Origin of the sequence: Acinetobacter sp. GWC1_38_13, from assembly GCF_001767535.1 — a bacterium.
Taxonomy (GTDB): domain Bacteria; phylum Pseudomonadota; class Gammaproteobacteria; order Pseudomonadales; family Moraxellaceae; genus Acinetobacter; species Acinetobacter junii.
Genome location: NZ_MELG01000035.1, coordinates 17,823 through 41,298 on the forward strand (window position 1 = coordinate 17,823; position 23,476 = coordinate 41,298).

Annotated in this window: 24 protein-coding genes and 1 pseudogene; 13 read left to right on the top strand and 12 right to left on the bottom strand. The window is 41.0% G+C overall.

The features are described from left to right. Nucleotides 1-54 precede the first annotated feature (54 nt). Nucleotides 55-687: a bifunctional nicotinamidase/pyrazinamidase gene (pncA, locus tag A2003_RS03435; protein WP_286686807.1), complete on the bottom strand. Its 633-nt coding sequence runs from the start codon at nucleotides 685-687 to the stop codon at nucleotides 55-57. A gap of 289 nt (nucleotides 688-976) precedes the next feature. Here pncA and dapA point away from each other — a divergent pair, with 289 nt between their 5' ends. From dapA to purC, 3 genes are read left to right on the top strand one after another with little or no spacing between them, the layout of a single operon-like run. Further along, nucleotides 977-1,870, top strand: coding sequence for a 4-hydroxy-tetrahydrodipicolinate synthase (dapA, locus tag A2003_RS03440; protein WP_004951127.1), 894 nt, complete (start codon nucleotides 977-979; stop codon nucleotides 1,868-1,870). A 15-nt stretch (nucleotides 1,871-1,885) separates the two neighbouring features. Continuing rightward, on the top strand, nucleotides 1,886-2,488 hold the full coding sequence (locus A2003_RS03445) for a lipoprotein-34 precursor (NlpB) (RefSeq protein ID WP_130576323.1): 603 nt from the start codon (nucleotides 1,886-1,888) through the stop codon (nucleotides 2,486-2,488). A 35-nt stretch (nucleotides 2,489-2,523) separates the two neighbouring features. Beyond that, a complete protein-coding gene (purC, locus tag A2003_RS03450; protein ID WP_005403468.1) occupies nucleotides 2,524-3,243 on the top strand; it encodes a phosphoribosylaminoimidazolesuccinocarboxamide synthase in 720 nt (239 codons plus the stop codon). Between the two features lie 70 nt (nucleotides 3,244-3,313). Here purC and A2003_RS03455 read toward each other — a convergent pair. The 6 genes and pseudogenes from A2003_RS03455 to A2003_RS03480 form a co-directional block, all read right to left on the bottom strand. Beyond that, nucleotides 3,314-5,033, bottom strand: a pseudogene (locus tag A2003_RS03455) (amidohydrolase). Between the two features lie 176 nt (nucleotides 5,034-5,209). Beyond that, nucleotides 5,210-6,094 (bottom strand): aromatic amino acid DMT transporter YddG, encoded by an 885-nt coding sequence (gene yddG, locus A2003_RS03460; RefSeq protein ID WP_286686808.1) that lies wholly within the window; start codon nucleotides 6,092-6,094, stop codon nucleotides 5,210-5,212. A 100-nt stretch (nucleotides 6,095-6,194) separates the two neighbouring features. After that, nucleotides 6,195-7,469 (bottom strand): replication-associated recombination protein A, encoded by a 1,275-nt coding sequence (locus tag A2003_RS03465; protein WP_017397391.1) that lies wholly within the window; start codon nucleotides 7,467-7,469, stop codon nucleotides 6,195-6,197. An 83-nt stretch (nucleotides 7,470-7,552) separates the two neighbouring features. Next, complete coding sequence (gene ampC / locus A2003_RS03470) at nucleotides 7,553-8,740, bottom strand: class C beta-lactamase (RefSeq protein ID WP_286686822.1); 1,188 nt, start codon at nucleotides 8,738-8,740, stop codon at nucleotides 7,553-7,555. 25 nt (nucleotides 8,741-8,765) lie between these two features. After that, on the bottom strand, nucleotides 8,766-9,923 hold the full coding sequence (locus A2003_RS03475) for a PQQ-dependent sugar dehydrogenase (protein WP_286686809.1): 1,158 nt from the start codon (nucleotides 9,921-9,923) through the stop codon (nucleotides 8,766-8,768). 110 nt (nucleotides 9,924-10,033) lie between these two features. Continuing rightward, nucleotides 10,034-10,486: a YcgN family cysteine cluster protein gene (locus A2003_RS03480; protein ID WP_099947846.1), complete on the bottom strand. Its 453-nt coding sequence runs from the start codon at nucleotides 10,484-10,486 to the stop codon at nucleotides 10,034-10,036. 184 nt (nucleotides 10,487-10,670) lie between these two features. Between A2003_RS03480 and A2003_RS03485 the strand changes: the two genes are divergently transcribed. From A2003_RS03485 to ahr, 7 genes are all read left to right on the top strand, one after another. Beyond that, nucleotides 10,671-10,829 carry a DUF1328 family protein gene (locus tag A2003_RS03485; RefSeq protein WP_004910276.1) on the top strand — a complete coding sequence of 53 codons (159 nt, stop codon included), beginning with the start codon at nucleotides 10,671-10,673 and terminating at the stop codon, nucleotides 10,827-10,829. Between the two features lie 161 nt (nucleotides 10,830-10,990). Beyond that, complete coding sequence (locus tag A2003_RS03490; RefSeq protein WP_075695988.1) at nucleotides 10,991-11,728, top strand: dienelactone hydrolase family protein; 738 nt, start codon at nucleotides 10,991-10,993, stop codon at nucleotides 11,726-11,728. A 221-nt stretch (nucleotides 11,729-11,949) separates the two neighbouring features. Beyond that, entirely contained in the window at nucleotides 11,950-12,987 is a 1,038-nt protein-coding gene (gene mutY / locus A2003_RS03495; RefSeq protein ID WP_112986317.1) for an A/G-specific adenine glycosylase, read from the top strand. Nucleotides 12,988-13,002: 15 nt separating this feature from the next. Next, nucleotides 13,003-13,563 (top strand): M23 family metallopeptidase, encoded by a 561-nt coding sequence (locus A2003_RS03500; protein ID WP_374050024.1) that lies wholly within the window; start codon nucleotides 13,003-13,005, stop codon nucleotides 13,561-13,563. A gap of 9 nt (nucleotides 13,564-13,572) precedes the next feature. Next, nucleotides 13,573-13,818 (top strand): hypothetical protein, encoded by a 246-nt coding sequence (locus A2003_RS03505; RefSeq protein WP_004910282.1) that lies wholly within the window; start codon nucleotides 13,573-13,575, stop codon nucleotides 13,816-13,818. 35 nt (nucleotides 13,819-13,853) lie between these two features. Beyond that, a complete protein-coding gene (locus A2003_RS03510) occupies nucleotides 13,854-14,408 on the top strand; it encodes a DNA-3-methyladenine glycosylase I (RefSeq protein ID WP_112986319.1) in 555 nt (184 codons plus the stop codon). 29 nt (nucleotides 14,409-14,437) lie between these two features. Further along, nucleotides 14,438-15,463 (top strand): NADPH-dependent aldehyde reductase Ahr, encoded by a 1,026-nt coding sequence (gene ahr / locus A2003_RS03515; RefSeq protein WP_112986320.1) that lies wholly within the window; start codon nucleotides 14,438-14,440, stop codon nucleotides 15,461-15,463. On the opposite strand, the gene A2003_RS03520 is transcribed toward ahr, so the two are convergent. Continuing rightward, nucleotides 15,460-16,887 (bottom strand): aminotransferase-like domain-containing protein, encoded by a 1,428-nt coding sequence (locus tag A2003_RS03520; protein WP_112986321.1) that lies wholly within the window; start codon nucleotides 16,885-16,887, stop codon nucleotides 15,460-15,462. The genes ahr and A2003_RS03520 overlap by 4 nt on opposite strands. A 90-nt stretch (nucleotides 16,888-16,977) precedes the next feature. On the opposite strand from A2003_RS03520, the gene A2003_RS03525 reads away from it, so the two are divergent. Then, nucleotides 16,978-17,388 (top strand): hypothetical protein, encoded by a 411-nt coding sequence (locus tag A2003_RS03525; RefSeq protein ID WP_286686810.1) that lies wholly within the window; start codon nucleotides 16,978-16,980, stop codon nucleotides 17,386-17,388. Here the strand turns inward: A2003_RS03525 and A2003_RS03530 are convergent. Beyond that, nucleotides 17,336-18,238 (bottom strand): LysR family transcriptional regulator, encoded by a 903-nt coding sequence (locus A2003_RS03530; RefSeq protein ID WP_286686811.1) that lies wholly within the window; start codon nucleotides 18,236-18,238, stop codon nucleotides 17,336-17,338. The genes A2003_RS03525 and A2003_RS03530 overlap by 53 nt on opposite strands. Nucleotides 18,239-18,371: 133 nt before the next feature. Between A2003_RS03530 and dkgB the strand changes: the two genes are divergently transcribed. Both dkgB and A2003_RS03540 read left to right on the top strand, forming a co-directional pair. Next, nucleotides 18,372-19,178: a 2,5-didehydrogluconate reductase DkgB gene (dkgB, locus tag A2003_RS03535; protein ID WP_286686812.1), complete on the top strand. Its 807-nt coding sequence runs from the start codon at nucleotides 18,372-18,374 to the stop codon at nucleotides 19,176-19,178. Between the two features lie 2 nt (nucleotides 19,179-19,180). Continuing rightward, the gene (locus tag A2003_RS03540; RefSeq protein WP_286686813.1) at nucleotides 19,181-20,368 is read left to right on the top strand and encodes an MFS transporter; all 1,188 of its coding nucleotides are present in this window, start codon (nucleotides 19,181-19,183) and stop codon (nucleotides 20,366-20,368) included. A gap of 35 nt (nucleotides 20,369-20,403) precedes the next feature. On the opposite strand, the gene A2003_RS03545 is transcribed toward A2003_RS03540, so the two are convergent. From A2003_RS03545 to dnaJ, 3 genes are all read right to left on the bottom strand, one after another. Further along, nucleotides 20,404-21,051, bottom strand: coding sequence for an START domain-containing protein (locus A2003_RS03545; RefSeq protein WP_194596946.1), 648 nt, complete (start codon nucleotides 21,049-21,051; stop codon nucleotides 20,404-20,406). Nucleotides 21,052-21,151: 100 nt separating this feature from the next. After that, the gene (gene dapB, locus A2003_RS03550) at nucleotides 21,152-21,973 is read right to left on the bottom strand and encodes a 4-hydroxy-tetrahydrodipicolinate reductase (RefSeq protein ID WP_004910297.1); all 822 of its coding nucleotides are present in this window, start codon (nucleotides 21,971-21,973) and stop codon (nucleotides 21,152-21,154) included. Between the two features lie 251 nt (nucleotides 21,974-22,224). Further along, a complete protein-coding gene (gene dnaJ, locus A2003_RS03555; RefSeq protein WP_286686814.1) occupies nucleotides 22,225-23,337 on the bottom strand; it encodes a molecular chaperone DnaJ in 1,113 nt (370 codons plus the stop codon). Nucleotides 23,338-23,476: the final 139 nt, after the last annotated feature.

Sequence of the window (23,476 nt, forward strand, 5' to 3'; positions counted from 1 at the left end):
AATACAAAGCATCACTCGATAAAGTGTAGCTTTTTTGGGATATAAACCACAAGTTTAAAGCAAAATACTGGAGGCTTCGATGCGATGCACACCCTTTTGCAACATATCTTGCCATGCTTGTTGCAAAGAGCCGTTTAAATCAATTGCCTTGCAGGCATCTTCTATCACATAAGTATCAAAACCCAGTTCAACAGCATCAATCGCAGTCCAAGCGACACAAAAATCTGTAGCAATCCCAACGATATACACAGTATTTATCTGATGTTCTCTCAAATATCCATTCAATCCAGTTGGTGTCTTACGATCTGCTTCCATAAAAGCTGAATAACTATCAATATTTTGATGGCAACCTTTTCGAATAATCAGTTGGGCTGTCGGGATATTTAAATTGGGATGAAATTCAGCATCATGCGTCCCTTGAACACAATGTTTAGGCCATAATACTTGGCGACCATAATCCAATTCGATGGTCTCAAAGGGCTTTTTATTGGGATGATTATCTGCAAAAGAAATATGTTGGTCAGGGTGCCAGTCCTGCGTTAGCACAATATGCTCAAACTTTTGTGCAAGTTGGTTAATCTTCGGAATAATTTCATCGGCGTTTGCCACCGCTAAATTTCCTCCTGGCGTGAAACCATTTTGCACATCCACTACAATTAAAACACTTTGTTTTACTTGCTTAAGCATTTGATCACCCTATTTAAATTCCATCATTTTAAAATACGCTGCTGCTTGTTCTATGACTAGTCATGTTTAACTTTTTCAGCAAATGAAAAGAATTCAATACAAAGATCAATTAAAGTTTTCCACAGTTTAACTAAAGCATATTGTTCTTATGTCGCTGATCAGTCATAATTTGCATAATTGTCATTCAACTCACCATATTGATTGAGTGACGAATCAAAATACTGCAACCATCCAATATTTCGTTTCAAATACTTCAATCTCGGATGGGAAAATAGGATATTTTTTCAAAATGACTCAGCTAGCACAGAATATTCAAGGCTCAATTGTCGCAATCGTCACCCCTATGTATGAAGATGGCAGCGTAGATTGGAAGAGTCTTGAGAAGCTTGTTGAGTGGCACATCCAACAAGGTACTCACAGTATCGTTGCGGTCGGCACAACAGGCGAAGCATCGACCCTTAGTATGGAAGAACATACTCAGGTCATTAAAGAGGTGATTCGTGTTGCAAACAAACGCATTCCGATTATTGCGGGTACAGGTGCAAACTCAACACGCGAAGCGATTGAGCTGACCAAAGCTGCGAAAGAATTAGGCGCAGATGCAGCATTACTTGTAACGCCATATTATAATAAACCAACTCAGGAAGGCTTATACCAACACTATAAAGCTATCGCTGAGGCCGTTGATATTCCACAAATTCTTTATAATGTTCCAGGTCGTACAGGCGTGGATATGCAAAATGAAACTGTTATTCGTCTTGCAGATGTGAAAAACATTATTGGTATCAAAGATGCAACAGGCGATGTTCCTCGCGGACAAGCTCTCATCGAAGGTTTAGCTGGTAAAATGGCTGTTTACTCAGGCGATGATGAAACTGCTTGGGAACTGATGCTACTAGGTGCTAAAGGCAACATCTCTGTAACTGCGAATGTTGCACCAAAGCAAATGAGTGACGTCTGTGAAGCTGCTTTAGCTGGCGACAAAGAAAAAGCTCAACGTTTAAATCAACAAATTGCAAATCTACACAATATTTTGTTTTGCGAATCAAACCCAATTCCTGTGAAATGGGCTTTGCATGAGATGGGTTATATCAGCACTGGTCTTCGTTTACCGCTAACCCCTCTCGCTGAACAATATCGTGAACCTATCCGTAACAGTCTAAAAGCTGCGGGAATAATTTAATACGAGCAATTTATGATGCAATTACGTCTTGGTGTTGTCCTTGTTATTTCAGCTTTAAGTTTGGCTGGTTGTGGTCGCTTTGCCCTCAATAATCATTCATTAGATTATAAAAATGCGAAAACACTGGAACCTCTCAAATTCCCTGAGAATGCAACGGTAAGACCATTTACACCATTGTATCCAGCTCCAACGGTTGATCCACTTGCGATTCAACATGCACCTACATTCGAAAATAAAAGTGGCAACCGTTACGCTTTACCTCGCCCTGATCCGATGCAGGCAACAGCGAATACCAGTGAAGCGACTACAGCAACTTTAGGTCGCCCTCAACTTGTAATGGATGGCAATAAAAACCCATTACTTAAAGTTGAAGGTCCAACTGCTGCAGCTTGGCAATACACTTTCGCAACATTGAGTAGTCTCAACTATAAGATCGTCTCTCAAGCAGACAATGGTTATGAGGCGACGATTACTGTAGGTGATCAAAATTACCTACTCAAACTCTCTGCTGTGGGCTCAAGTAATACTGTTGCTCTGTTTAAGCTAGATACAACTTTTGCTGACCCTACTGTCGCAACTGAAGTATTAGCCCAGATTTATCAAAATTGGCCAGCCTAGTCGTTTACTAGGCATATTTTTCAAAAGGTTCCCCCATGTTAAAACAAACCTTGCTCTATACTGGTAAAGCAAAATCTGTGTATGAAACAGATAATGCTGACCACCTGATTTTAGTCTTTCGTGATGATGCCTCTGCGTTCAATGGCGAAAAAATCGAACAACTAGATCGTAAAGGCAAGGTCAACAACCGTTTTAACGCCTTCATCATGGAGAAGTTGGCTGAAGCAGGTATCGAAACTCATTTTGAAAAGTTACTTTCTCCAACGGAAGTACTTGTTAAAAAGCTTCAAATGATTCCTGTAGAGTGTGTCATCCGCAACTATGCTGCTGGTTCACTTTGCCGTCGTTTGGGTGTTGAAGAAGGCAAAGAGTTAACGCCTCCTACATTTGAATTATTCTTCAAAGACGATGCTCTTGGCGATCCAATGGTAAATGAATCGCAAGCAATCGCTTTAGGTTGGGCAACTGCTGATCAACTTGAAAAAATGAAAGAACTTACTTACCAAGTGAATGATGTACTTAAAGCATTATTCGATGCAGGTAATATGATTCTTGTTGATTTCAAACTTGAATTTGGTGTGTTCCATGACCGCATCGTATTGGGTGATGAATTCTCTCCAGACGGTTGCCGTTTATGGGATAAAGATACCAAGAAAAAATTAGATAAAGACCGCTTCCGTCAAGGTTTAGGCGGTGTGGTTGAAGCTTATGAAGAAGTTGCTGCGCGTTTAGGCATTAACTTAGATGATATCTAATCATTTTAAGCATTCATGATTTATAAAAAACCAGCTCCTTTGAGCTGGTTTTTTTATGTCTACATTTTGACTACTGCTGATAAATAAGTTTACCTTCTTTATAGGTCGCCAAAACTTTAATTTTTTTGATTTCTCGGCTTGGTACAGTCAGTGGGTTCTTATCTAAAATCACTAAATCAGCGAGCTTTCCTTGCTTTAAGGTACCCTTATATTGATCTTCAAAATATTGATAAGCAGCCCAATCTGTCATGAATTTTAAGGCAAGATAAGGACTTATACGTTCATCGGCACCTAGAACATAATCACTACGCGTCACGCGATTGACTGTAGCATCTAGCATCATCATGCTATGTGGCGGAACAACGGGGGCATCATGGTGCTCGGTAAAGATTAAATTTTTCTTTAGTGCAGTTGCTGTCGGGGAAATATGTGCTGCTCGCGTCTCGCCTAGTGTTTGTTGGCGATGCCAATCCCCCCAATAATAGGTATGTAATGAGAAGAACGAAGGAATAATATCTAAAGCCTTCAATTGGTCTAGTTGATCATCTCGAATCGTTTGCGAGTGAATCAATACACTTCTGCGGTCTGCTTTACCTTGTTTTGCCGTAGCATCTTTGACAGCACCTATAAACTGATCTATTGCCGCATCTCCATTGGCATGAGCGAGCACTTGCCAGCCATGTTTGAAGGCTACATTAATATATTGATCGACCTGTTGATCGTCTTTGATCGCTGGATAGCCTTTATAATTTTTATCTTTACCTTCAGGTGGAATCTTATAGGCTTGAGTTAACCATGCAGTCTTACCTTGAGGTGAACCATCTAAACTGATTTTAACGCCACCTATACGGAAGTGATGATCGTATTGTCGGCTACTTCCTTGCTTAAGCATATATTCTTGGCTAGTGGTGATATCAGGATAAGACACGACATCTATCGGAAGTTGATTTTGCTTGGCAAGCGCCTGCCACATCTCCGTCGTACCTTGATCTGCTCGTTCCTCTTGTACTGTAGTGAAACGATTTTTGACATAAGCATCAAGACCTTTACGAGCAATTTCAAACATCACTTGCGGTGGCACATCTTTGAATATTGAACCAATCGCAGTAAATAATGCGGACTCTTCCAGCGCCCCATTAGGAACATTCGAATTTGCTTCTCGACGAATAATCCCCCCTGCTGGATTTTCAGTATTTTTATTGATATTTAGCTTTGTGATTCACTGAAGCGAGATGCCCTGATTGATGTAAGATCATCACGGGCTGATCTTTGGAGACTCGATCTAAATCGGTTGCTGTCAGATGACGCTGTTCACTTAATTGCGCATCATCATAGCCATTTCCTAAAATCCATCCCCCCATCGTTTGAATGACTTGAGGATTTTGCTTTTTCCATTGTGTTAATACTTGAACCAAAGAATCAATATCAGAAACTTGACCGTCTGGCGCAGGATAGAGATTTGCAACCATCTGATGGAATCCAACCATATTTACATGGCTGTGTGCATCAATAAAACTTGGCAAAAGTGTTTTATTTTTTAAATCAATGGATTGAACATTCGAATTTGCTAAATGCTCTGCTTGCTTTTTTGAACCAACAAAAATGATCTTTCCATCTTTAACCAGCAAGGCTTCTGCATATGTTGGCGTCATACCTTCCATCGTTAAGATCGGACCACCAAAGAACAATTGTTCTGACCGATCTTGATCAAGTGGAGTACTTGCACAACCTGATAAGGTAAAGGCGATGATTGTTGCTGTCGTGAGTTTATTCAAATATTTAAAAGTCATAGATTAAAACCATATTTTTATTATGCCTTTTTAGATTAAAGCGCATTCTTTTTGATATAAAAGGGCATAACTTGTTATTTTTGTAATGCTTGATAAATTTTTGAATCAATAAATAGTTTAAACCATTGATCAATAGCTATTTCACCAAGCTGATTTGAATAAAAATCACTGTTTGTTTATGACTTCGCCTTTGTCGCCAACCAACACAGTATAGAACCGACACACACCATCAGCGCACCATACCAAAAAGAAAGACCTAATGGCGTACTCAGTAACAATGCAGCAAAAAAAGCGGAAAGCACAGGAATAAAATAAGATGCTCCTGCCAGTAATGTCACATTACCATGCAAAATTCCAACATTCCAAGCTGCATAGCCGAAGCCCATCGCAGCAGCAGCAAAAACCAAGGAAATAGAGGATGACCAATCAAAAATAAAGCCATCCCCCCCCATCACAAGATATTTAATCCAAAGCACGATCGAAACCAAAATAAAGAATAAAGTAATTCCATTTGCTCCCTGAGCGATTCGTGCTGTAAGGGTACAATAAGCCGCCCACAACAATGTCCCAAGAAATGCCAATCCATAACTCAGTGGGTTCTGTTGAATATTGTTAGCCATGCCAATCAAATCAAATCCTTGCTCTCCTCCCAAAACCCAACAAATACCGAGTAGAGAAACAACGAAGCCAGGAATGATCAGAAAATTTGCTTTTTGTTGATTAAATAAAATCGCCGCAACCATCGTGAAAGTTGGCCATAAATAATTGACCATTCCGACTTCAATTGCTTGTCTATTTGTTTGGCTATATCCAATTGAAAGTGAAAGACAAATTTCATAGGCGACAAATAAAAAAGCACCCCAAATCAAATAAGTTTTTGGAAAACTTTTGAGAGGCGTCCAACCAATAGAAAGTAATAAGAATATTGAAGCAAGTGTATAGATTAATGCCGCACCACCAACTGCACCAAACTGAGTACTTACTTCTTTAATGAGCGCAACAATTAAACTCCAAAGCAAAATGGCAAGCAGTCCAATCAGTGTTGCTGTTTTTGAGTTCATATTGATATCAATTGAATCTTGGAACCAAAGCAACATGCCATCAATCGGGACTAAAATGCTGCTTTGATAAATTTAAAATGAGGCATGCGCCCAGAAAGAATTATTGCTGTTGCTGTTCTTGCTGCCAGCGGCGCTGTTGCAAACGTTCAGCTTCAACTTCACGTTTATTTAAGGCTCGTTCATACAGCTTCGTACCACGCAATTCAGGTGGCAAATAGTCTTGTAATACAAAATGTTCAGGATAATTATGTGGATACAAATAATCCACCCCATATCCTTGTTGCTTCATCAGTTTGGTTGGCGCATTGCGCAAGTGCAATGGTACAGGCAAATTTGCCGTTTTCTCTGCCAACTCTAAGGCACGATTGATGGCTAAATAGGTACTATTACTTTTCGGGCTGGTTGCCAAATAAACTGCGCATTGTCCTAAAATAATACGTGCCTCAGGCATACCCACCGCTTGAACTGAACGGAAGCACTCCCCTGCAAGTAACAAGGCATTTGGATTAGAATTTCCAATATCTTCTGATGCCGCAATCAACATGCGACGAGCAATAAATACTGGGTCTTCTCCACCTTTCAGCATTCTTGCCATCCAATACAAGGTAGCATCTGGATCACTTCCCCGAATCGATTTAATAAATGCTGAAACCAAATCGTAGTGCTGCTCACCTGACTTGTCATAACGCGCAATATTCTGCTGTGCAACTTTGACTACAATCGCGTTGGTCACGACATTTTCAACATCAGCTTCAAAGGTACTGGCGATTAAATCAATCAGATTAAGCGCCTTACGTGCATCACCTGCAGCAAATTGAATCAGTGCATCATATTCTTCAACTTGAATAAAACGCTCTTTGAGAAACTTATCACTTTGAATCGCTTTATTGATGAGTGTTTGAATGGCATCAGCATCCAAACTATTCAGCGTGTAGACCTGACAACGCGACAGTAAAGCGCTATTAACTTCAAAAGATGGGTTCTCTGTGGTTGCGCCGATCAGCGTAATTTTGCCTTTTTCGACTGCATTTAGTAACGCATCTTGCTGCGATTTATTAAAGCGATGAATCTCATCAATAAACACCACTGGAGTCAGCAGATCACCACTTTCCGCAATCACTTCTCGCAGCTCTTTTACACCAGTATTCAGCGCAGATAAGCTAATAAATGGGCGATCAACTGCTTGCGCCAGCAATAATGCGATCGTAGTTTTACCTACCCCTGGCGGACCCCAAAAGATAATCGAAGGTAAATGCCCTTGATCAATCATTTGGCGCAAAGGTGCATTTTCACCTAACAAATGATCTTGTCCGATAATTTCGGATAAGTCACGAGGACGTAAACGTTCAGGTAAAGGAATATGCGTATCTGACATCATCACTGGCTTTATGCTGTTTTATCCTAGTCTATTGTGTCTGAATCAAATCTACAATTTGAATCTACCAACAACTGATCAAGTTAAGGGGCTGCCTTCTGTTTCAGAATCTGCTGCATCGCTTGATAGGTTGCTTTAATACGCGCTTCATTTGGGAAATTGGTATTGGCGAGCATCACCATACCGATTTTATGCTGAGGGACAAATGCGGCATAAGCTCCAAAGCCATTGGTAGATCCTGTTTTATTAAAATAAGTGGATTGTGAGGCAATTTGGGGGTGTTTGATCAGCGTTACTGCATGGCTTTCTAAAGCCATTTTACTTGAGTTGCCTTGTAAAAGTGTTTCAAGCTTAACGGGATAAGCATATTGCTCCCATCCCAAACCCTGCGTCATTGCACCGACTTTATAATAACCGATATGGGTATTTTCAACGCCTTGACGAATTGGCCGATCTAATTGAGCTGAATTGATCTGTGCATCTAAAAATTTCAGCATATCCGAACTACTGCTTTTAACACCATAGGCTTCAGCATCAAACATCCCCGCTGATACACGGATTGCTTCATTATTCTTATAGCCCCAAGCATATTGTGACATCTTTTGTTCAGGGACATGAATATAACTCTGCGTCATTCCTAATTGAGGAAGTAAGGTTTTCTCTATCAATTCCGCATATGGCTTTTTCATCGCCAAAGCTGTGACATAACCCATTAAACCAATACTCGGATTTGAGTATTGACGAGCCTCCCCGATTTTGGTTTTTGTTTTCCAGTTTTGAAAATATTGAACCATATCCTGCTGAGTAACAACTTCATCTGGAAATTGCAGTGGAAAGCCACCTGCACTATAAGTTCCCAAATTCAGCAATGTAGCCTGATTCACGGCTGTATTTTTAAGTTCAGGGAAGTATTTGGCAGGATGATCCGATAATGACAACCGCCCTTGTGCTTGCGCATACCCCGCTAAAGTCGCATTGAACGTTTTACTGACTGAACCAAGTTCAAACAAGGTACTATTGGTCATAGCTTGGTTGCTTTGTAGCGAAGCAACACCATAATTTACAAAGTAATGTTGACCATCTAAAGTCACGGCAACGGCTAAGCCAGGAATTTTATATTCCTCTAAAAGTGGTTTAAACTGCTGATCTACAATCTTTTTTATCTGTAGCTCAGTTAAAGGTTGTGCCCATAAACTAGAGCTAGAGAACAATAGCCCAATCAACATCAATGTTTTATTTGAAAATAAATTTTGGTATTCCGACTGCATCATTAATCTTTTCACTTTGAGTTCATATTTAGTTTGCATTGAGCTTTAGCAATTTTGCTTGTGGACCATCTTGAATCACCCAAATCGAACCGTCTTGTGCTTGTTGTAACCCACGAATTCGTTGCTTCATATCCAAACGTTGCACTTCTTTAACGGGTTGCGACTTTAAATCAACCACAACAATCGACTTGGAAGACAAACCGCCAATCAAAGCTTTCTGCTGCCATAACGGGAATTTATCACCCGTGTAAATAATCATGCTTGAAGGTGAAATCACTGGTGTCCAATCGATTGCAGGCGCTTTAAATTCTGGGCGAGTTTTATGATCTGGAATTGGTAATCCTGAGTAATGATCGCCATTCGATACGATTGGATAACCATAGTTCGCGCCTTTAAGAATCTGATTAAGTTCATCACCTCCTTTCGGCCCCATTTCCACTACCCACAATTGTTTTTGGTCATCAAACGCCATACCCAGTGGATTACGATGACCCAATGACCAAATTTCAGCAGTCACGCCACCTTGTTGGCTAAAAGGGTTATCTGATAAAGGAGTTCCGTCTTCATTTAAACGTAGAATCTTACCCAGATTGCTTTTCATATCTTGGGCAGGATCGAATTTTTGTCGCTCACCTGAACTTACCCAAAGTTTTCCATCAGCACCAAATAACATACGATGAGCATAATGTCCTTGCCCTGACACTTTAGGTACTTGCTGCCAAATTCGTGTTAAATCCGTTAATTTCGGTTGCTCAGGATTAGATAAATCAAGTTTGGCACGAGAAATTTCAGCACCATAACCACCACTGCCTTGCACAGCATAGCTGAGATAAATCCAATGATTATTTTTAAAATCAGGATGCAAGACTACATCACCTAAGCCACCTTGCCCCCCATAACTTACAGTTGGGATGCCTTGAACATTAAGATTCTTCTTCGTTTTAGGATCAAATAATTTTAACTGTCCTTTACGCTCAGTGATCAGTAAACGCTGATCAGGTAATACAACAACAGCCCAAGGTTCATCAAACTGGGCAAAAGTATCAACTTGAAAAGTTTGGTTGAGCGTATTTTGAGTATGTTGAACAGAGTTTTCTGGTGCCTTAGAGTTGGTGTTATTGGGACCACAAGCGAGTAGCAAAAGTACACTGCTACAAATTAAAGGTGCTACAAATAATTTTGACATGACTGATCTCCCTTCGCATTCATTCATATTACGGAGATCAGCGCATAGAAATACTGTAAAATTGTTGTTTTTGATCAAGATCCATTTAACCAAATGATATGATTAAAAGATCAACGCACCCACCGTACGACATAATCTTCAATGTCATCTTCATTAATTTCAGTTTCTGAAATACAACGTCCTGCCGCAGATTTTTTTGCTTTTAGAACACTCTGACGAGAGCCAGTATTCAAATAATGCCATGACGGAAGATTTTTCCCCTCATTCAAACGTCTGTAAGCACAGCTTGGGGGCAACCATGTAATCGTTTGCAAACGTTCAGGGGTTAATTGTAGACAATCAGCAACATGCTCTTGGCGGTGTGCATAGTCTGAACAGCGTGCCGTTTTACAGTCTAGAAGCTTACATGCCACTTTGGTATATACGACTTCTGCGGTGTCTTCATCTTCAAGCTTGACCAAACAGCACAAACCACAGCCATCACATAGGGCTTCCCACTCAGCAGGGTTTAGCTGATCAAGTGAGTAGTTTTTCCAAAAGTTTGGACGCAATTCTAAAGACATGATTTTAAGCTGAAGAGGAGAATGCGCATAGTATAGCATTCCAATTCAAAAAACTGAGTTACTGAAATCATTCGCTTTTTAACACTTCTTTCTATAGTGAACATTTCAACCACAGAAACACCACATTTTGCTCAAAAAATACACGCTATAGTAAAAACATAATAAAATTAGGAGGGTAACTCATATGTTCCGTTGGGCTATAATATTTGCAATCATCGCATTAATTGCTAGTTTACTTGGCTTTGGTGGTGTAGCAGGTTTATCCAAAGATTTTGCCGTTATTTTACTGGTTGTCGCTGTTATTCTCGCTGTCGTGGGCTTTTTGTCACGTGGCAAAGTATAGAAAATTAACATCTCAATTTATAAAAAGAAGAATCTTTGTATTCTTCTTTTTTATTGCCATTATTTAACAAAAGCAACAGTTTATTAGTTTTCTCAGCGTATCAACTTTTGCTTTTTATGTTTTAATCAATGCATTCTAAAAATACAGATTAGGATTTGAAAATGAGCTTCCCGATTACAACTCGTGAAATTGAATATACAGCACCAGATGGTCAACGTTTGGTAGGTTATTTTGCTGCACCTGCAATCGATATGCCGACGGCAGGCGTAATCGTTGCACCTGAATGGTGGGGACGTAATGAATATACAGAACAACGTGCACGTGAACTGGCTGAACACGGCTTTGCTGCTCTCGCAATTGATATGTATGGTGATAAGAAAGTAACAACAGCTTCAGCACAAGCATACGAATGGATGATGCAAACGTTTGAGCATGTGGATACTGTAGTTGATCGTGCACAAGCAGGTCTAAATACTTTGGCAAATCAGCCTGAGGTAAATGCCGAAAAACTTGCAGCGATTGGCTTCTGCTATGGCGGCAAAGTGGTATTGGATCTAGCTCGCTCAGGTGCTAACTTAAAAGCGGTAACAACGTTCCATGCGAATCTCAGTCCCAAAGCTCCTGCTGAAAAAGGTAAGCTAAAAGCAGAAATCTTAGTGTTACATGGTGAACTAGATAGCATGGTGACTTTGGACGATGTTGCAAGTTTCCGTGAAGAAATGCACGCTGCTGAAGTGAACCATGAAGTAATTATTTTCGAAGATGCTAAACATGGTTTTAGTAACCCTCAGGCTGATGAGCGTGCTAAAGCCAATAACGTAGATTTGGGCTATAACGCAGAAGCAGAGCGTCAAGGTCTTGAAGCGATGTATGAGTTGTTAGATAAGCATTTAAAGTAATTTTAAAATTCGTATTTATACCAATACTCGCCAACATTGACTTGCGAAACGGCGACATGGATGTCGCCAACAGAATGTAAATTTTTTCGAGAGTTTTTAGAAATTTCAGATGATCCTCTCATCCTCCTAGATAGAAATCGTAAAGCTCATAAGCTCCTCACACAAACCCTCTAGTGCATATTTCCGCTATACTATAATTCTACTTTTCAATGTTCTGATTCATGTCTGATTTCTCATTTTCTGATGCTTTACTTACATGGTTTGATCAACATGGTCGCCATGACCTACCTTGGCAAGTTGCCGATGACCCGTATAAAGTTTGGGTGTCAGAAATTATGTTGCAACAGACTCAAGTCAAAACAGTGTTGCAATATTTCGATCGTTTTATTCAACGCTTTCCTACCGTAAATGATCTAGGTCAGGCAAGCTGGGATGATGTTGCTCCTTTTTGGGCGGGTCTTGGATATTATGCAAGAGCAAGAAATTTGCACAAAGCCGCAGCGATTGTTCATCAGCAAGGTAAATTCCCCGCAACCTTAGAACAATGGATTGAACTTCCTGGGATCGGACGCTCAACCGCAGGGGCGCTCATGTCGCTCGGTTTGCGTCAATACGGTGTGATCATGGATGGCAATGTGAAACGTGTTTTGGCTCGTTTCTTTGCGATTGAAGATGATTTGTCCAAGCCACAACATGAACGTGCTTTATGGAAAATTGCTGAAGATTTATGTCCAGAACAGCGAAATCATGACTATACCCAAGCCATTATGGATTTGGGTGCAACAGTCTGTACTCCGAAAAAACCTCTCTGTTTATATTGCCCTATGCAACAACACTGTCAGGCATATCAACAAGGCCTAGAACAAGAGTTGCCATTTAAAAAGGCCAAGAAGCCTGTTCCTGTTAAAACAGCAAGTGTCGTTGTGATTCAGTCAGGTAAAGAATGGTTTTGGCAACAGCGTGAAGCTCATGGTCTTTGGGGTGGATTGTATTGTCTTCCTATCATTGAAAGTGCAACTGAATTACAACAGATCGAACAGCACTTTAAGTTACAAGCTCAAGTATCATCCTTACAGATCAGTCATAGTTTTACACACTTCACATGGTTGCTCGATGAAAAAATGTTCCACGTGGAACATGATCAGAAAGAACAACTGAGCATAGAATTAAATGGGATATGGCTCACACCAGAATCTGCGATTGCTAAAGGTATTCCAACCGCGATGAAGAAACTGATCAATGCAAAACAAAAAACTTAAACACTTTAAAATGCGATGGATCAAAACATAGGAGTTTATGTGCGACATTCAATTTCGTATACGGTGATTGGACTGCTCATTATTTTTCTATCTGCGTGTACCACTACACCCCAAAAACCATCTCCTTTACGCAGCGCACAAGTCAGCAAATTAAAAAATATGCGCTTAGACACTCGCCTCCCCATACCTGTAAAAGGTGTTCGCAAAAACGAGTTACGCGATACTTGGGGAGCTGCACGTAGCCAAGGACGAAGCCATGAAGGGATTGATATCATGGCAGAGCGTGGCACGAAAGTGTATAGTGCAACCGAAGGACTCATCGCAGATTTACGCAATAATAATTTGGGTGGCAAGGTCATTTGGATCTTAGGACCATCAGGTTCTTGGCACTACTATGCACATCTGGATGACCACAAACGCGGACTTAAAGTTGGGGATTATATTCGCAAGGGTGATGTGATTGGCTATGTCGGCAATACAGGTAATGCACGTCATACTGCTCCGCATTTACATTACGGTATTTATTTAAATGGCAAAGGGCGTGGAGCAGTCAATCCATACCCATATTTACGTTAGGAACACACAATGTCAGAAGCATTGATAGAACGTCTGGTTACATTTGCAGAATCAGGAAATCAGCAAAAAATTATTCTGAATGGCACCAGCTATCAAGGTTGGATTATGGAAATCACAGAAGATGCTTTGCTGATCAGCACAGGTTTCGCAGATAAATCTGGTAAAGACTTTTGGTTGAAATTCACTGATTTGAGTTCTGCTGAGTTGTATTATTGGGATACTCGCCCAAATGAATGGGTTGCATTCAAACTTTAATTTTCTCGATATTTATAACGATAAGGAGCATCAAAATGACAAGTCAACGCTGTGGTTGGTGCTCTGATGATCCCCTGTATATCGCTTACCATGATGAAGAATGGGGTAAGCCTGAATACGATGAAGCGCGTTTATTTGAAATGCTTTGCCTAGAGGGTCAACAAGCTGGCCTTTCTTGGATTACTGTACTCAAGAAAAGAGAACACTACCGTGCTCATTTCTTTCAACATCCTGTAGCAAAAATTGCCGAGCTTACAGATGATCAACTGGAACATAAACTGAGTGATACAGGTCTGATTCGCCATTTAGGTAAACTAAAAGCAATTCGAGACAATGCGATTGCTTGGCAACAATTAAAGCAGGATGTGGACGATGTCTCTGCATGGCTGTGGGCTTTTGTCAGTCACGATGTATTGAACAATGATGTGATCAATTATCGAGAAGCCACAGCACAAACAGAGATCAGCCAAACCCTCTCTAAAACCTTAAAAAAGCGTGGATTTAAGTTTGTGGGTCCAACGACTTGTTATGCATTCATGCAAGCTGTGGGCATGGTCAACGATCACGAAAATCATTGTCCCTTTAAATAAAATACAATCCTATCCAAAGGAGTCCTTCCATGAGCAACAATCAAATACGTGCTTATGCTGCGATGCAAGCAGGTGAACAACTGGTTCCTTATCAATTTGACGCAGGCGATTTACAAGCCCATCAAGTCGAAGTCAAAGTTGAATATTGTGGTTTATGTCATTCAGATATTTCAGTGATTAATAATGATTGGCGATCATCTACTTATCCTGTGGTTGCTGGTCATGAAATTATTGGAACCATCACTACTCTTGGTTCTGAAGCGAAAGGGCTCAGAGTAGGTCAACGTGTTGGTATCGGATGGACAGCAGAAAGTTGTCAAGCTTGTGATCCCTGCATCGGTGGTAATCAAGTGTTATGTACTGGCGGCAGTGTTGCAACGATCGTAGGACATGCTGGTGGATTTGCAGATAAAGTTCGTGCTGGCTGGCAATGGGTGATTCCGCTACCCGATGATTTAGACCCAGAAAGTGCAGGTCCTTTGTTATGTGGTGGGATTACAGTTTTCGATCCTCTACTTAAACATAAAATCCAAGCCACGCATCATGTCGGTGTAATTGGTATCGGTGGCTTAGGTCACATGGCGATTAAACTACTCAAAGCATGGGGTTGTGAAATTACGGCATTTAGCTCAAATCCTGAGAAAACTGATGAGCTGAAAGCCATGGGTGCAGATCACGTTGTGAATAGCCGCGATGCGCAGGCCATCAAAGCTCAACGAGGAAAATTTGATTTATTGTTGAGTACAGTCAATGTGACGCTAAACTGGCAAGCCTTTCTCAGTACTTTAGCACCTAATGGCTCATTGCATTTTCTAGGTCTGACTTTAGAACCTATTCCAGTTTCAGTCGGTGCTTTGATTGATGGTGCCAAATCAGTAACTGGTTCACCGACGGGTTCTCCTTTAGCACTTCGTCAACTTCTTCAATTTGCAGCACGTAAAAATATCGCCCCGCAAATTGAACTCTATCCTATGTCACAGCTCAACGATGCCATTGAGCGACTTCATTCAGGTCAAGCACGTTATCGCATCGTCTTAAAAGCAGACTTCGACTAACTCAATTTCGACTTGAGACTTTCTCTGACCCAATCCGCCAACTGCTGAATAGCTTGGCGGATTTCATCAGTCAAAGCATGGCCAGCGTTTAATCGTAGAAAATGCTGATAACGCTGATCTTCACCAAATACCTCACCTGGAACGATATTGATTCCATATTGCTGCGCGCGATAATACAACTCTAAACCTGTAATGGTGTTTGGTAGTTGCATCCACAGCACATATCCACCACTCGATTGGCTAAGTGCGATCGGAATCCCCTGAAACTGCTCCAAAATACATGCACGATATTGTTCGACTTGCTGCATGAGAGCAGGTCTTAAACGCTCCAAATGCTCTCGATAGGCACGACTATAGATAAAGTCGGCTAAACCAAGCTGTAAGGGGGTATTAACCCCAACATTATTTGCTAACAGAGCTGGTCTTAAGTGCTGTAATTGTTGACCTAAACAAAACCACCCCACACGATAAGCACTGGATAAAGATTTAGAAACAGAACCACACCAAATTACATAGCCCTGTTGATCCCAATAACGAATCGGTAAAGGGCGTTCTTTTTGAAAACTACATTCAGCATAAATATCATCTTCCAAAACAAAGCATTGATACTTTTGTGCCAACTCGGCAATTTTTTGTTTTTGCTGATTGCTCAGACAATAGCCCAAAGGATTTTGAAAATTCGCAGTCAGTAAGCATAACTTCGCACTACCCTGCTGCATAAAATATTCTAACCGCTCTAGGTCTATGCTTTGATGATCCGCAGGTATTTCAATAATTTTACGTTTCAATCCTGCAAGGAGCTGAAGCTGACCGTTAAAGGTTGGTGTTGGAACGATAATACTATCGCCCTCTCGACTCATTTGCTGAATCAACAGTGACAGTGCAGGCATACATCCATTACTAATAAAAGTATCGTCTGGGGCGATATAGATACCATCCTCACGCCAATGATCAGAAAGTGCTTGTCGGAGCTGTAGATGTCCTTGTTTATTACAGTACAAAAAATCTTCAGGTTGGCAATGCTTCAAAGCTCGCTGCAAAGAACGGCGCAAACCATCCACAGGTATTAAATGAGGAGATAACTGAATCGCACCTAAGGGCGTTAAATGACTTTGTATGGATGCCGTTTGGATTTGATTTTGCAACTCTAAATTTGAAACTCGTCTTGGCATCGATTCAAATTTTGGGCTTTCAGGTACCGGACTTTGGTATTGTCTCGAGCTAACAAAGTAACCTGATTTGGGTTTGACATAGATCAAGCCTTTGGCTTCTAACAATTCATAACATTGCTGCGCTGTGCTTAAACTGATTTTTTGTTGGCGTGCAAATTCTCTTAATGAACTTAACTTCTGTTGCGGTTGCAGTTCATGTTGGTAAATCTTTTGTGACAGCTGTTCCGCCAAGCGTTGATATTGAAATGTCATGTCTGTACTGATTTTTTAAAATTTTCTGTATCTGTATTGGTTTATACAACACCTTTAAGCTATAAAAATCAACAGCAGAGGAGTAAAACAATGAAAATTAATAACTTATTTTTAGTAAGTATATTGCTACTTACAGGTTGTCAGTTGCCTGATCAGAAAACATATCAGCAGCAAGAAATTTGCAAATCTCTCGCTGAAGGTTATTTGAAAATTCAAAACCGACAAGGTTATGAGCTATGGAAACTAAAAAATCATAACCCTCAAACCAAAACAGATACGGTAGAGTTGACCTATAAAAAACCCAATGAAAATGGTGTGGTCGTAAGCGCATCATTATTACCAACAGTTGTTTTGGAGTGTACGCGCAAAGAGCAACAGATTGTCATGTCTATCCCTCAAACAACAGGAGAATCTATTCCTGTTCTGGAAGTTCAAGTTCCACCTACGTCTACTGACACACAGAAAAACCTTGGCTTAGTTGCTCAGACAAAAATTCAATAAAGAGACGAACACGTTTGGGTAAATGCTCTTGTTGGTAATAAACAGCATGGATGCTTTGATAAGAGTGCTCAATTTGGTCTTCAAATAATGCGACCAAACGTCCTTCGTTTAAATCTTGCCAGATTTCAAACTCAGATAATCGTGCAACCCCCTGTCCTCGTAGACACAATTGCCGTACTGTCTCCCCACTAGATGCTTTGATTTTGGCTTGTGCAAAGAAGTATTCATCATCTACTTTAATCGGCCACTGATTAATATGAATCGGGCGTGTGAAGCCAATTAAATCATGCTGTAACAATTGTTTTGCTTGCGTCGGTGTCCCCATCCGTTTTAAGTAATGGGGACTAGCCACAATATACAAACGACTTTTACATACCAATTTTGCATGAAGACTTGAATCATGTAATTCACCAAAGCGAAATGCGACATCAGTTTTATGCTCCAGTAAATCAATCACTTGATCATTACTGTTTAATTCAATCTCAATATTCGGATAGCGCTGCCGAAATACGCGCATCAAAGGAGCAATCACGTGCAAGATAAATGGCGCGGCCGAATCAACACGAATCAAACCAGATGTATCTTGATCTGAACGCTGCAAAGCTTCTTCGGCCGCACTCAAATCATTTAAAATCTTTCGGGCATGCGCTAAGAACTGCTGACCTTCTTGAGTGAGTTTTAATTTTCGTGTGGTGCGTTCCAGCAAAGTCACTTCAAGCTTAGACTCTAAACGACTTAAAGAACGACTCAAGCCAGATGCTGTTTGACCTAATCGCTCAGCAGCTGCAATAAATGAACCTGTATCAACAATCGTTATAAAGGCGAGCAATTCCTCAATACTTGATTTCATTATCACCCCCTATTGTTGATATTCAGTCAACTATATTTTGCAAATTCATCTATTTTTTAGCAACAATAATCATCGCAAAATTGCCTTCATCAACAAATTAGACTCTTTTGAGTTAAAAAATTAGGTGAAGAATGTGCAAATCCCTCAATTTGGTTTAGGTACTTATCGTTTAAATGATCAAATCCTGATTGATTCAGTCAAAACTGCCTTAGATGTCGGCTATCGCGCTATTGATACAGCACAAATTTATGAGAATGAAGCAGCAGTAGGACAGGCTATCCGTGAAAGCGGGATTGCTCGCCAAGATTTATTCTTAACTACAAAAATATGGGTCAATAACTTTTCTGAACAACGCCTGATCCCAAGCCTAAAAGAAAGTTTGCAAAAATTAGGCACTGAAGCAGTTGATCTGACCTTAATCCATTGGCCAGCACCATCACAAGGGACAGATATCACAGAAGTGATGCAATTATTATTAGAAGCCAAACAACAAGGCTTAACCAAACTCATTGGGATTTCAAATTTCAATATTGTACTTACTCAACAAGCGATTGATAGCATTGGCGCAGAACATATTGCCACCAATCAAATCGAACTAAGCCCTTATTTGCAAAATCAAAACTTGGCAAATTACCTGACACAACAACAGATTGATGTGACCTCTTACATGACTCTTGCTTACGGGAAAGTGCTCAAAGACCCAACTTTGCTTGAGATTGCAGCACAACATCGGGCTACTTCAGCACAAGTTGCTTTAGTTTGGGCATTACAAAAGGGTTATGCGGTTATTCCATCATCAACCAAACGTGAGAACCTGATCAGCAACTTGAAAGCACAAGAATTAAAACTAAGCGAACAAGAAATGCAGCTGATTGCGGAACTGGATCGTAATGGTCGTGAAATTGACCCACCTGAACTTGCACCAGTATGGGATAAATAAACATGAAGCAGCGGATCAATCTTCCTTTGCTCGCATTAGCTATTGGTGCGTTTGCCATTGGAACCACTGAATTCTCGCCTATGGGCTTATTGCCGAACATTGCCCATGATCTTGGTGTTTCGATTCCAAGTGCAGGTATGTTGATTACAGGTTATGCCTTGGGGGTGATGCTAGGTGCCCCAATCGTCACTTTATGGTTCGGTGGTTTTGCTCGTCGCAATGCTTTAATTCTTCTGATGGCCATTTTTACCATTGGCAACTTAATTGCGGCATTTGCACCAAATTATATGAGCCTGATGGGCGCACGCTTGATTACCAGTCTCAATCACGGTGCTTTCTTCGGGATTGGCTCAGTCGTAGCTGCGAGTGTCGTACCTGCACATAAACAAGCCAGTGCTGTAGCTACCATGTTCATGGGACTAACAATTGCCAATATTGGTGGCGTTCCTTTAGCGACATGGGTAGGACAAACCATTGGCTGGCGAATGTCTTTTCTTGCGATTGCGGTGTTGGGTGTAGTGACGATGTGGTCTCTATGGAAAGCACTGCCTGTGGGTGCTGTTGGACAAAAAACCGACGTTAAAATGGAATTAAAAGTTCTCACTCGGCTCCCTGTGATTTTGGCACTTCTTACCACCGTGTTCGGTGCCTCAGCAATGTTTACCCTTTACACCTATATCGCCCCGAGTTTAGTTGCTTTCAATCACGCCTCACCGATGTTTATCACCATGATGTTAGTTTTAATTGGGGTTGGCTTTTCAATTGGAAACCATCTAGGTGGCAAGCTTGCAGATCGATCTATTGATAAAACTTTAATTGGTTTCTTCATCGCCTTGATTGTATTGATGGCCGTTTTCCCTCTGCTGGCTCAAACCCAAGTCGGAGCAGCTGTTGGGCTGGTTCTATGGGGCGCGGCAGCATTTGCAATTGTACCATCACTGCAAATGCGGGTTATGTCGGTAGCACATGAAGCATCTGGTCTCGCTTCCTCTGTAAATATCGGAGCATTTAACTTAGGCAATGCAGTTGGTGCGGCGGCTGGAGGAGCTGTTTTAAGTCTAGGTCTGAGCTATGCCTCAGTATCAATGATCGGAGCAGCTCTTGCGGCGATTGGATTACTTTTGGTGTTTATCCAAATCTTTCTCGCATCTCGATCTAAGCTTAACTATCAGCACTGCACCCAAACCTAGAACATAAAAAAGCCTGATTGAATCAGGCTTTTTTATTACTTCAGTACATCTGGTAATTTCGGTTGTACATACAAAGGATTATTCACTTCCTTTTTCATTTTCATCAGCATTTGATAGGGTTGTTGCTGTACAAACATATTCACAAAACTAAGCGGAATTGCACCAGCTGGATCTGCATAACCTGTTGTAGATACTTTGACTTTATTATTTGCTAACTTTTGAAAAGTCCAATCACCCTCATAGCGGGTTAAACGAATCACATCAGGCTGTTCAGGATAGTTATTTTTAATGGCATTGTTTTTAATACTAATACTGCCATCCGCATTTTTACTCATTTTCCCTTTTATCACCACATCGCGATCTTTTAATGGAAAAGGAAAATCAAGCACCATATATAATGTGAACTCACCCTTCTTCTCGTCTCGAGATAATAGTTGAGCCTTACCCACATAAGGAACCCATTGTGGGGTGCGTTCAACATCAAGAACTACGGCTACAGCCCGTTCTAATGGCACATCAAACGTTGTTTCTGCTTTATATTGGAATACTGGATTATTTTCAGTTTGATATGTCCAAACTTTAATATTATTTCGGTGCAAACTGAGTTTCGGAGCTTCTGCGGCACTGACGACCAAACTCGTCGCACTTAGCAGCGTAGCAAGAACAATATGTTTTTTATTCATGTCATGCTCAATTGTTGTAATGAGGTTTGGAGCTTATCGTGCTTTTTGGGATGTATTGAAAGCGCAATAAGCTCTTTTTATAGTGCAAAAAGGGAACTTTTTATACTTGAATATCGTTAAAGCCTAAGACATCTTTCATGTCATATTTACGAGCTTCACGCCCTACAACCCATGCTGCTGCACGTACTGCACCCGAAGCGAAGTTCATACGGTTTGTCGCTTTGTGCGTCACTTCAACACGTTCACCTTCACCGATAAACATAACGGTATGCTCACCCACAATATCGCCACCACGAATGGTTTCAAAACCGATAGTTTGACGATCACGTGGACCCGTATAGCCTTCACGACCATAGACTGCAACTTCTTTTAAGTTGCGCCCTAAGGTATCAGCGATTGCTTCACCCATCATAAATGCTGTGCCAGACGGTGCATCTACTTTATGACGGTGATGTGCTTCAATGATTTCGATATCGACCGTATCACCAAATACTTTTGCTGCAAGTTCCAAAAGTTTGATTGATACATTTACACCTACAGAATAGTTTGCAGCATAAACAACTGGGGTTTGAGTTGCTGATTCATCTAAGAATGCTTTTTGTTCCTCAGACATGCCCGTCGTTCCAATCACCATCGCTACACCAGCTTCACGACAAAGCTTTAAGTGTTGTTCTGTTGCGGCTGGTGCAGTGAAATCAATCACCACGTCACAATCTTTTAATACTTCAGCTAAACTGCCAACGATCTTTACGCCCAAACTTCCAACGCCTGCAAGCTCACCTGCATCTGCGCCGACTAAACTGCTTTCAGGGCGTTCTACTGCTGCTGCAAGTTGATAGCCTGCTTCTTGTACAGCCTGAATCAGAATACGGCCCATGCGTCCGCCAGCACCTAAGATCCCAATGCGTGGAGAAGTTGACATAATGTTTCCCAGTCTTTTATTTAAACAATTTCGCTACTATAGCAAATGAATGGCATCTATACATCTATAAAGTATTACTTATCATAGACTTAAATCCCCCTAACACCTCTTTAAAAATAGAGGGTAAATTTCTGCTAATTCAGTATGTTATAGGATAGACAATGCTCCCTCATTTGAAAAATGAAGGTTGCGGAGGATTTAAAATTTCCCATAAAAAAACCTGCCGAAGCAGGTTTTTTTATTGATGCCTATTAATCAAAGAGGCGATCAAAGAATGATTTTTTCTTTGGAGACGATGCATGACCATCACCATCTAAAGATGCTTGTAATTCTTTAAGTAACTCGCGTTGACGGCTAGTTAAATTTACTGGGGTTTCTATAACGATGCGGCAAAGTAAATCACCCACCATACTGCTACGTACAGGACGAACACCTTTGCCACGTAAACGGAACAATTTACCCGTTTGAGTCCCCTCAGGAATCTTCAAACTCACACGACCGTCCAAGGTTGGGATTTCAATTTCTTTACCCAAAGCGGCATCCGCGATACTAACTGGCACATCCATATATAGATCAGCGCCATCACGTTGGAAAATTTCATGCTCGCGCACAACCACTTCAACGTATAAATCACCTGATTGACCATCACGAATCGCTTCGCCTTTACCTGTTAAGCGAACACGATCACCGTTGTCCACACCCGCAGGGATGGTAACTTCAAGTGTTTGTTGACGATCTGCAACACCAGAGCCATGACAAGTATTACAAGGATTTTTAATAATTTTGCCTTGACCACGACAGGTGCTACAAGTTTGCTGCACAGAGAAGAAGCCCTGTTGCATACGAACTTGACCTGAACCATGACAAGTACGGCATGTTTCGACATCGTTTGGATTTTTAGATCCTTTGCCATCACAAGTTTCACATGGCGCAGGAGCCGTAAAAGTAATGGTTTTTTTAACGCCTTTAACTGCTTCTTCTAACGTCAATTCCATCACATAGCGGAGGTCTGAACCACGGCGTTGGCGTTGCTGCTGGCGACCGCCTCCAAATGCACCACCAAAAATATCACCAAATTGGCTGAAAATATCTTCGGCACTAAAACCGCCACCGAAGCCACCGCCACCACCAAAACCGCCTTCAAATGCACTATGTCCAGCACGGTCATACATACTTCGCTTTTCACTGTCAGACAGGATTTCATAGGCTTCTGATGCTTCTTTGAATTTTTCTTCAGCTTCAGCGTTGTCAGGGTTACGGTCAGGGTGATACTTCATCGCCAACTTACGATAGGCTTTTTTGATCTCATCATCACCTGCGGTTTTCGAAACGCCTAAAACCTCATAATAATCACGTTTAGCCATGGTTGGCGATGCTCCTCACGGAATTTATTAAATCTCTACGAATAAATAGGCTCTGTTGATCTTATTTTTGAGATCAACAGAGCCTAGATAGGGGCTATATTACAAATTTACAAGGTCTAAGTTAATAAAAAAGCAGCTT

What these genes read in the sequence shown, in the direction of transcription:
- pncA (WP_286686807.1), bottom strand. Translation starts at nt 687, where the DNA reads ATGCTTAAGCAAGTAAAACAAAGTGTTTTAATTGTAGTGGATGTGCAA.
- dapA (WP_004951127.1), top strand. Translation starts at nt 977, where the DNA reads ATGACTCAGCTAGCACAGAATATTCAAGGCTCAATTGTCGCAATCGTC.
- A2003_RS03445 (WP_130576323.1), top strand. Translation starts at nt 1,886, where the DNA reads ATGCAATTACGTCTTGGTGTTGTCCTTGTTATTTCAGCTTTAAGTTTG.
- purC (WP_005403468.1), top strand. Translation starts at nt 2,524, where the DNA reads ATGTTAAAACAAACCTTGCTCTATACTGGTAAAGCAAAATCTGTGTAT.
- yddG (WP_286686808.1), bottom strand. Translation starts at nt 6,094, where the DNA reads ATGAACTCAAAAACAGCAACACTGATTGGACTGCTTGCCATTTTGCTT.
- A2003_RS03465 (WP_017397391.1), bottom strand. Translation starts at nt 7,469, where the DNA reads ATGTCAGATACGCATATTCCTTTACCTGAACGTTTACGTCCTCGTGAC.
- ampC (WP_286686822.1), bottom strand. Translation starts at nt 8,740, where the DNA reads ATGATGCAGTCGGAATACCAAAATTTATTTTCAAATAAAACATTGATG.
- A2003_RS03475 (WP_286686809.1), bottom strand. Translation starts at nt 9,923, where the DNA reads ATGTCAAAATTATTTGTAGCACCTTTAATTTGTAGCAGTGTACTTTTG.
- A2003_RS03480 (WP_099947846.1), bottom strand. Translation starts at nt 10,486, where the DNA reads ATGTCTTTAGAATTGCGTCCAAACTTTTGGAAAAACTACTCACTTGAT.
- A2003_RS03485 (WP_004910276.1), top strand. Translation starts at nt 10,671, where the DNA reads ATGTTCCGTTGGGCTATAATATTTGCAATCATCGCATTAATTGCTAGT.
- A2003_RS03490 (WP_075695988.1), top strand. Translation starts at nt 10,991, where the DNA reads ATGAGCTTCCCGATTACAACTCGTGAAATTGAATATACAGCACCAGAT.
- mutY (WP_112986317.1), top strand. Translation starts at nt 11,950, where the DNA reads ATGTCTGATTTCTCATTTTCTGATGCTTTACTTACATGGTTTGATCAA.
- A2003_RS03500 (WP_374050024.1), top strand. Translation starts at nt 13,003, where the DNA reads ATGGATCAAAACATAGGAGTTTATGTGCGACATTCAATTTCGTATACG.
- A2003_RS03505 (WP_004910282.1), top strand. Translation starts at nt 13,573, where the DNA reads ATGTCAGAAGCATTGATAGAACGTCTGGTTACATTTGCAGAATCAGGA.
- A2003_RS03510 (WP_112986319.1), top strand. Translation starts at nt 13,854, where the DNA reads ATGACAAGTCAACGCTGTGGTTGGTGCTCTGATGATCCCCTGTATATC.
- ahr (WP_112986320.1), top strand. Translation starts at nt 14,438, where the DNA reads ATGAGCAACAATCAAATACGTGCTTATGCTGCGATGCAAGCAGGTGAA.
- A2003_RS03520 (WP_112986321.1), bottom strand. Translation starts at nt 16,887, where the DNA reads ATGACATTTCAATATCAACGCTTGGCGGAACAGCTGTCACAAAAGATT.
- A2003_RS03525 (WP_286686810.1), top strand. Translation starts at nt 16,978, where the DNA reads ATGAAAATTAATAACTTATTTTTAGTAAGTATATTGCTACTTACAGGT.
- A2003_RS03530 (WP_286686811.1), bottom strand. Translation starts at nt 18,238, where the DNA reads ATGAAATCAAGTATTGAGGAATTGCTCGCCTTTATAACGATTGTTGAT.
- A2003_RS03540 (WP_286686813.1), top strand. Translation starts at nt 19,181, where the DNA reads ATGAAGCAGCGGATCAATCTTCCTTTGCTCGCATTAGCTATTGGTGCG.
- A2003_RS03545 (WP_194596946.1), bottom strand. Translation starts at nt 21,051, where the DNA reads ATGAATAAAAAACATATTGTTCTTGCTACGCTGCTAAGTGCGACGAGT.
- dapB (WP_004910297.1), bottom strand. Translation starts at nt 21,973, where the DNA reads ATGTCAACTTCTCCACGCATTGGGATCTTAGGTGCTGGCGGACGCATG.
- dnaJ (WP_286686814.1), bottom strand. Translation starts at nt 23,337, where the DNA reads ATGGCTAAACGTGATTATTATGAGGTTTTAGGCGTTTCGAAAACCGCA.